Here is a 555-nt window from a genome sequence, read left to right on the forward strand (position 1 = left end):
CCACGAGACCTTCGGCATCGGGCTGCGCTCGTTCGTCAACGAGGCCAAGCTGCTCGCGCGCTTCGACCATCCGTCGCTGGTCAAGGTCTACCGCTTCTGGGAGGCCAACGGCACCGCCTACATGGTGATGCCGTACTACGCCGGCCGCACGCTGAAGGAAGAGCGCAAGGCGCTGGCCGGCGTGCCGAGCGATGCGTGGATCCGCGGCGTGATCGACCCGCTGCTGGGCGCGCTGCRGGTGCTGCACGACGAAGACGTGTTCCACCGCGACATCGCGCCCGACAACATCCTGTTGCTGCCGTCGGGCCTGCCGGTGCTGCTCGATTTCGGCGCGGCGCGGCGCGTGATCGGCGACCGCACGCAGACGCTGACCGCGATCCTGAAGCCCAACTACGCGCCGATCGAGCAGTACGCCGATGTCGGCCAGTTGCGCCAGGGGCCGTGGACCGACCTGTACGCGCTCGGCGCGGTGCTGCATTTCGTGATCACCGGGCGGCCGCCGGTGCCGTCGGCCGCGCGCGCGGTGCACGACGACGCCAGGCCGCTCGCCCAGCT

At 70.4% G+C, this 555-nt stretch carries 1 protein-coding gene; it reads left to right on the forward strand.

What is annotated here, in order from left to right; all coding sequences use genetic code 11:
* The coding region (locus tag AC1D01_RS38115; protein ID WP_477875202.1) for a serine/threonine protein kinase at window positions 1-555 on the forward strand (555 nt) is incomplete at both ends.

This window comes from Rhizobacter sp. P3_B12, assembly GCF_056402895.1.